The organism is Methylomonas sp. BG-2, assembly GCF_057766305.1.
Genome location: NZ_JBYMAP010000190.1, coordinates 1 through 7,892 on the forward strand (window position 1 = coordinate 1; position 7,892 = coordinate 7,892).

Sequence of the window (7,892 nt, forward strand, 5' to 3'; positions counted from 1 at the left end):
AATGCCGTCGATCGCGACCCAAGCCGCTCCTACAACGTAATCCCAACGCCAACCATCAACCGAAGGCGGAGCTTTTGCCGTGATCGATGGCGTCCCGACACCGGGATCTCCGCAAGTTGCCGAGCGACTTTCATAGTGCTTTCAGCGGCTAAACGCTTGGCTTCCTTGACAGTTGGACGACATTGAACCTTTGCAAAAATTCCAAGCGACTCAATCCCTATTCTTTCCTGGCCGAGCGATTGGCGCCCTGCCAGGAAACCGCGTCAACGAATCTCGAATGCTAGGAAATGCTCGTCCGCTTGATGGTGCGTAGCGATTACCTCGGCAACCTTGGCCAGTAGCGGTCCCTTGTGGCACCAGGCCACCAGCTTTTGCAAATCCTCCGGATCGCCGCTGGCGACAATTTCCACGGAACCGTCAGCCAAGTTGCGAACGAAGCCGGATAGATTGAGCTTTACCGCCTGCTTCTGGGTATAGGCCCGAAAATAGACGCCCTGCACCCGGCCTTTAACGATGATATGCACACAATCCGTCATCGGCTGATCCTCCAGCAATAATGAATTTTTTGGTCGCGGGCGAAATCGTCCGGGATCGTGGCCGCAGTTATATCTTCGAAGTGCAGACCGGCCAAAGCCTCGCGGTCCAATTTGAAACGGCGGAAGTTGGTCGAGAAATACAAAACCCCGCTGGGCGCCAGTAAGGCCGCGGCGTTTTTCAGCAACGCGACATGATCGCTTTGGATATCGAAGGCCTCGTCCATTTTCTTGGAGTTGGAAAAGGTCGGCGGATCGAGAAAAATCAGGTCGAATTGCGGCCGGTTTTTTAACGCCGCTTGCTCGGCCAGCCATTTTGGGCAATCCGCCCGCACCAGTTTATGGTCGCCGCGGATGCCGTTCAATTCGAAATTACGCTTGGCCCAGTCCAGATAGGTGTTGGACATATCGACCGTGACCGACGCCACCGCACCACCAACCGCCGCATGCACCGTGGCGCTGCCGGTGTAGGCGAACAGATTCAAAAAGCGTTTGCCCTTGGCTTCCTGTTGAATCCGCAAACGCATCGGCCGGTGATCCAGAAACAGGCCGGTATCCAGATAATCCTCGAAATTGACCCAAAACTTGCAACCGCCTACCTCGACCACGTGGAAGCGGCCGGAGTCGCCTTGCTTTTCGTATTGGTCCGTGGCTTTTTGCTTGCGGCGGATTTTCAAAAATACCTGGTTGGCCGGAATCTCCAGCACCTTGGGTATTTCCGCCATTGCGCCGGCCAGACGCTGGTTGGCCTTGGCTGGATCGATGCTTTTCGGCGATTCGTATTCCTGGACGTTAACCCAGGTTTGTTCGCCCTGGTACACATCCACCGCCACGGCGTATTCCGGCAAATCGGCGTCGTACAAGCGGTAACAATTCACCTGGTTTTGCTTGACCCATTTCGTCAGCTTTTTCAGATTCTTGCGCAAACGGTTGCCGAACATCTCCGCTTGCGGATCGGGTTGCTCGGCTTGAGCGCGGCGCCAGATGGATTCGGCGCGCTCCTGTTGCGACTTGGCCTTGGGCTCGAAGAAAGCTCTTTCCTCAATGTTAAAACGCAACAACTTGCATTCCAGCGCACCGTTGAACAACGTGATCGGCTTCTGCGAGCGAATGCCCAGTCTAAAGCCCAACTCCGGGTCGCTGATAATCATCGCCGCCTGCCAGCCGGCGAAGCGCTGTTTCAACACCTCGCCGAAACGGCGGTAAAGCGCGGCGGTTTCCGCCTCGTCGCCCAGCCGTTCGCCGTAGGGCGGATTGCAGGCAATCAAACCTTTGGGCCAGCTTTCGGCCGCGGCCGCATCGCCGATGTCGCGTTTTTCGATATGAATCTTGGCGGACAAGCCGGCGTTTTCGACGTGTTGCAGCGCGGTGGCGACGGTACGCCGGTCCTGGTCGAAACCGACGATGGTAGGCAGTTTTGCCAGCCCGGCGTCGCGGCGAGCGCGGGCCTCGTCCAACAAGCCTTGCCACAACTCGGCATCGTGTTTCTTCCAACCGAGAAAACCGAAATAGTCGCGCTGCAAACCCGGCGCGATGTCGGCAGCAATCAACGCGCCTTCCAGCAGCATCGTCCCGGAACCGCACATCGGATCCAGCAAGGTGCCGCCTTGTTCGGCAATCTTCGGCCAGCCGGCGCGCAGCAAAATCGCCGCTGCCAGGTTTTCCTTGATCGGCGCGGCAATGCTGACGTCGCGAAAACCGCGCTTGTGCAAACTCTCGCCGGACAAATCCAGGCTGAGTTGGGCCAAGTCGTTATGCAGATAGACATTGACGCGCAGCGACGGCCGTTCGGTATCGACATTGGGCCGCTTGTTGAACTTGCCGCGCATCTGATCGACGATGGCATCCTTGACCTTCTGCGCGCCGAAATGGGTGTTGTTGATCGCCGGACTGTTCTTGGCGTTGAACGACACCGCCAGACTGTCGTCCGGCTTCATATGCTCGAACCAGTTGATGCGCTTGATGCCGTCGTACAAGTCCTGCTGGGATTTAACCTCGAAACTGCTCAACGGCAGAAATACCCGGTTGGCGACCCTGGACCACAAACACACCCGGTAGGCCAGCGCCAGATCGCCGTCGAAGGCCACTCCGGCCAGTTTTTCCTTGACGTTTTGGCCGCCGAGGCTGCGGATTTCGTTAGCGAGGATGCCTTCCAGCGCTTTGGGCGCGGTGGCGTAAAGAGAGTAAAGCGACATGACGACGACCGGATACGGAATGGCCGGCTAGGATACTAAAACCGGGCGGGGTCGGCGGAAATTTATACGGACGGACTGGCGCCGAAGCTGAATGCTCTATGGGATTGCCGCCACGCACCGACCCGCGCGCATGGCGGCACGCATCATCAACGACCGAGGACTTCTCCGCGGACGCTTTCGACCAGCGCGGCCGCTTCGCCGATTAACTCGGCGGGCACGTTCAGTTCCTGCATCGTCGCGCCCAGATGCTCCATCACCGCGTCGAAGTGACTATCGCTCAAACCCTTTTGAACCAATCTGGCATGGCCGTCGCGCAACGAGCGGCCGGTGTAATTGTTGGGGCCGCCGAAGGCGACCGTCATAAAGGCTTTCAAGTGCTCGACTTGTTTTGCCATATCGGTTTTTTCGAAGAAGCGGTTAATCCGATAATCGTCCAACACCTTGCCGTAAAACACGTCTACCGCCGCATTGACAGCCGCCTCGCCCCCCAGACGCTCGTAAAGCGACGGCTCTTGTACTTCGTTGTTTTCGCTCATGTTAACCCCAGTCAATTATTAAAATGATGGTTGGAGCCGAGCAGAACCCAAGCGCCCGCCGCAACTCCGGCGGCGATGATACTCCAGGTTAGTTTTGGTTCAAAACTATTTCGCCAGGCTCAGTAGGGGTATAAAAAAGCCGGGGTAGCGAATGCATCGCTACCCCGGCTTGCCGTCGTTCGGTCGAATCCGCTTAGCGAATTTCCGCAAGCCCGCCCATATAAGGCCGCAACGCTTCCGGCACCGTGATCGAGCCGTCGGCGTTTTGATAATTTTCGATGACCGCGATCAAGGTACGGCCGGCAGCCAGACCCGAGCCGTTCAAGGTATGCACCAACTCCGGCTTGCCGGTCTCCGGGTTGCGCCAGCGCGCCTGCATGCGCCGGGCCTGGAAGTCTTTAAAGTTGCTGCAGGACGAAATTTCCCGGTATTTTTGTTGGCCCGGCAACCAGACTTCCAAGTCGTAAGTCTTGGCCGACGAAAAGCCGGTATCGCCGGCACACAGCAGCATTTTTCGGTACGGTAGATTCAGTATTTGCAAGATTTTTTCGGCATGGCCGGTCAGTTCCTCGTGGGCTTGCGCGGAGGTTTCGGCCGGTACGATTTGCACCAACTCGACCTTCTCGAATTGGTGTTGGCGAATCATGCCGCGCACATCGCTACCGTAAGCGCCGGCCTCGCTGCGGAAGCAGGGCGAATGGCAAACGAACTTCAGCGGCATTTGCTTGGCCTCGACAATGGCATCGCGGACGATGTTGGTCACCGGCACTTCGGCGGTTGGAATCAGATAAAAGGTCGGATCGTTTTGTACCGTGAACAAATCGGCCTCGAACTTGGGCAGCTGGCCGGTACCGCGCAGGCTGTCGGCGTTAGCCAGGAACGGCACGTAAGTTTCCTGGTAGCCGTGCTCGTTGATATGGGTGTTCAACATCAGTTGAATGATGGCGCGTTGCAGCGTCGCCAGCTTGCCGGCCAGCACGACGAAACGGGCGCTGGCAATCTTGGCGCCCCATTCGAAGTTCATCCCCAACGGCTCGCCCAGATCGACATGATCCTTCGGTTGAAAGTCGAATTGGCGCGGCTCGCCCCAGCGACTGATTTCCAGGTTGTCGGCATCGTTTTTGCCGTCCGGCACCGCCGCGTCGAGGATGTTCGGAATGCCGGCCATCAATGCGTTCAATTGGTTTTGCACTTCATTCAGTTCGGCTTCGGCGGCCTTGAGCTGATCGCCCAAATCGGCCACTTGGTCCAGCAAGGGCTGAATGTCCTCGCCTTTAGCCTTGGCTTGACCGATGGCTTTCGAACGGGTATTGCGTTCGTTTTGCAAATCCTGAGTCTTGACCTGAATGTCCTTGCGGCGGTCTTCCAAGGTTTGATAGGCGGCGGCATCGAATTGAAAACCGCGGCGGTGCAATTGCTGGCAAACCGTCTCCAGTTCGCTTCTAAATAAACGGGGGTCTAGCATGACTGTCTGGTACCTGAAATTAAAGGACGTGGGGCGTGCCGGGTCACCCCGGCGGGCCGATCTGTTGACTCCGTATCGTTGGACGAATTTCTACCGCTAACGCGGCGGGGCTAACCCAAACGAACGGATTAAAATTTAAAAAAGTGCTCGCGATAATGCCGCATTTCCTCGATGGACTCGAGAATGTCGTCCAGAGCCTTATGCGAGGCTTGCTTGTTATAACCGTCCTTGACCTTAGGTGCCCAACGCGCCGCCAGTTCCTTGACGGTGGACACGTCCAGGTTGCGGTAATGAAAAAACGCTTCCAGCTTGGGCATGTAACGGTACAAAAAGCGGCGATCCTGGCAAATGCTGTTACCGCACATCGGCGACGCCCGTTCCGGCAACCATTGCCGCAAAAACGCCAAGGTTTCGGCCTCGGCGGCGGCGGCATCGACGCGGGAATCCTTGACCCGTTGAATGAGTCCGGATTGGCCATGATGCTGCTGGTTCCAGTCGTCCATCGCCGCCAGCGCCGCGTCGGACTGATGGACGGCGATTACCGGCCCTTCGGCCAGAATGTTCAGATGCGGATCGGTGACGACGGTTGCGATTTCGATGATCAAATCGTTATCCGGATCCAACCCGGTCATTTCCAGGTCGATCCAGATAAGATTGTTTGCATCCTGAGCCATTGGCTATTCCCTAGATTATTTATAATGTTGCGGCAAATTGTAGCATTAGCTAATCTGTACCGCTAATCGTTAACCCCCAACCTCACGGCCTTGATGAACACCTTTACCGCCCTATTTCTCGTCGCCCTCGTCCTATCCCATGGCGTCCAATTCTGGCTGGCAATGCGCCAGAAAGCCCACGTCTTGCGGCATCGCGATCACGTACCGGCGGCGTTCCGCGACCGGGTGTCGCTGGCCGCCCACCAAAAAGCCGCCGACTACACCGTGGAAAAGAGCAAACTGGGCGATTTGGACAGCGTGGTCGGCATCGTATTTCTGTTGGCGTTGACTTTGGGCGGCGGCATCAGCTTGGTATTCGACTTTTGGTCGACCTTCGACTTATCGGCAATAAATGCCAGCTTGGCGGCGATGGCCAGCATCTTTTTATTGATGACGGTCATCGAAATCCCGTTCAGCCTCTACCAAACCTTCGTCATCGAAGAAAAATTCGGCTTCAACAAAAATACCTTGCCGCAATTCGTCAAGGACCAGTTGTTATCGATCGCGTTGACGCTGGGTATCGGCCTGCCGATTTTGGCATTGATACTATGGGTGATGGACAGCATCGGCGGCCTGTGGTGGCTGTACGCCTGGGCCATCATGATGGGGTTTTCGCTGTTGATGAGCTGGCTGTTTCCAACCCTGATCGCGCCCTTATTCAATAAGTTTGAACCGATGCAGGACGGCTCGTTGAAGCAGCGCATTCAAACCTTGCTGGAACGTTGCGGTTTCAACAGCAACGGCATCTTCATCATGGACGGTTCGCGCCGTTCCGGCCACGGCAACGCTTATTTCACCGGCCTGGGCAATAACAAGCGCATCGTGTTTTTCGACACTCTGGTCAAATCCCTCGACGAATCGGAGCTGGAAGCCGTGTTGGCGCACGAATTGGGCCATTTCAAATGCAAGCATACGATCAAAATGCTGATCGCCTCGTCACTAATGACCTTAATCAGCTTCGCGATTCTGGGCTGGTTGATTACCCAAGACTGGTTCTTCGACGGTCTCGGCGTCAGCACCCACTCCAACGCGGCCGCGTTGTTATTGTTCATGCTGGTATCGCCGGTGTTCACTACCTTCATGCAACCAATCAGCGCGTTCTTTCAACGCAAGTTCGAGTTCGAAGCCGACGACTTCGCCACCCGCAACGCCGAGGCCGGCAAATTGATCAGTGGCTTGGTCAAGCTGTACGAAGAAAACGCCAGCACCTTGACGCCCGACCCGCTGTATTCCGCCTTCCACTATAGCCATCCGCCGGCCGCGATCCGTATCGCCCATATCGAAGAAAAGATACAAGCGGCTTGATGGGCGCGCTACGGGAAGGTCTGGTCGTCGCTCATCTCGGCAAAGGCATTGCGGTCGAATTGGACGACGGCTCGGCGCCGGTACTGTGCCAAACCCTGCGCAAACTCGATACCGTGGTCGTCGGCGACCGCGTCAAGCTGTCGCTATCGTCGCCGGAGCAAGGCCGCATCGAAGCCATCCTGCCGCGCCGCTCAACCTTGTTTCGGCCGGCGCGCGGCAACGAGAGCCGACCGGTGGCCGCCAACCTGGACAGCGTGTACGTGGTGTTGGCGGTGGAACCGCTCTGCGACTTTTTGTTGCTGGACCAATATCTGGCGGTCTGCGAGAACAGCAATATCGATGCCGACCTGATCCTGAACAAGATCGACCTGCCGTTGCCGGCCGATATCGACGCCGAACTGCACTACTACCCAACACTCGGCTATCGGCTGCACCCGGTCAGCGCCAACCGACAAATCGGCATCGCCGAACTGACCGAAGCGCTGAAAAACCGGGTTAGCCTGTTCGCCGGCCAATCCGGGGTCGGCAAGTCTTCGCTGACCAACGCGCTGCTGCCGGACAAGACGCTACGCACCAATACCATTTCGGCGATCAGCAAACACGGCCGCCACACAACCACCGCCGCCACGCTCTATCACCTGCCCGGCGGCGGCGATTTGATCGACAGCCCCGGCGTCGCCATTTTCGGCTTGGCCGGACTGTCCGAGGCACAACTGGCCTGGGGTTATCGAGAATTTCAACCCTACATCGCCCGTTGCCGCTTCAACGACTGCAAACACGTCACCGACAAGGACTGCGCGGTGCGCGCCGCCGCCGAAGCCGGCGAAATCCCGATCGCGCGCTACCGGCGCTTCTTGAAACTGCGGGAAAAAATGCCGCCGCCAGCACGGGGTGTAGCCTGAATGGAGCGCAGGAGAATCAGAGGTTAATACAAACCCTCGACAACTGTTCTGACGCAGGAAAACCCTTCTACTCCGCTCGCCCCCATGCCCGGATTAAAAAAGCGAAAACCAGAAATGGTTCATGCTCAGCCATGCCACTAGTTCAGGGATTGAATCCCATTTTTCGGATTTCATCGCGCTTCATCTAAATTAGACTAGATTTGACTTGGCTGGACTAGCTTTTCTGCTAAGTGTGTCAGAACA

7 protein-coding genes are annotated in these 7,892 nt (G+C 56.9%); 2 read left to right on the forward strand and 5 right to left on the reverse strand.

What is annotated here, in order from left to right; translation table 11 throughout:
• Positions 1-263 precede the first annotated feature (263 nt).
• From yccX to orn, 5 genes are all read right to left on the reverse strand, one after another.
• Entirely contained in the window at positions 264-536 is a 273-nt protein-coding gene (gene yccX, locus AC3B8H_RS16010; RefSeq protein ID WP_488442547.1) for an acylphosphatase, read from the reverse strand.
• Positions 533-2,728, reverse strand: coding sequence for a bifunctional 23S rRNA (guanine(2069)-N(7))-methyltransferase RlmK/23S rRNA (guanine(2445)-N(2))-methyltransferase RlmL (gene rlmKL / locus AC3B8H_RS16015; protein WP_488442548.1), 2,196 nt, complete (start codon positions 2,726-2,728; stop codon positions 533-535). Before rlmKL ends, yccX begins: the two co-directional genes overlap by 4 nt.
• Before the next feature lie 146 nt (positions 2,729-2,874).
• Positions 2,875-3,264 carry a group I truncated hemoglobin gene (locus AC3B8H_RS16020; protein ID WP_488442549.1) on the reverse strand — a complete coding sequence of 130 codons (390 nt, stop codon included), beginning with the start codon at positions 3,262-3,264 and terminating at the stop codon, positions 2,875-2,877.
• A 193-nt stretch (positions 3,265-3,457) separates the two neighbouring features.
• The gene (serS, locus tag AC3B8H_RS16025; RefSeq protein WP_488442550.1) at positions 3,458-4,729 is read right to left on the reverse strand and encodes a serine--tRNA ligase; all 1,272 of its coding nucleotides are present in this window, start codon (positions 4,727-4,729) and stop codon (positions 3,458-3,460) included.
• A 128-nt stretch (positions 4,730-4,857) separates the two neighbouring features.
• Complete coding sequence (gene orn, locus AC3B8H_RS16030) at positions 4,858-5,403, reverse strand: oligoribonuclease (RefSeq protein ID WP_488442551.1); 546 nt, start codon at positions 5,401-5,403, stop codon at positions 4,858-4,860.
• Positions 5,404-5,496: 93 nt separating this feature from the next.
• On the opposite strand from orn, the gene AC3B8H_RS16035 reads away from it, so the two are divergent.
• Positions 5,497-6,747 (forward strand): M48 family metallopeptidase, encoded by a 1,251-nt coding sequence (locus AC3B8H_RS16035; RefSeq protein WP_488442552.1) that lies wholly within the window; start codon positions 5,497-5,499, stop codon positions 6,745-6,747.
• Positions 6,747-7,649: a ribosome small subunit-dependent GTPase A gene (gene rsgA, locus AC3B8H_RS16040; protein ID WP_488442553.1), complete on the forward strand. Its 903-nt coding sequence runs from the start codon at positions 6,747-6,749 to the stop codon at positions 7,647-7,649. The genes AC3B8H_RS16035 and rsgA overlap by 1 nt, the downstream gene beginning before the upstream one ends.
• Positions 7,650-7,892 lie beyond the last annotated feature (243 nt).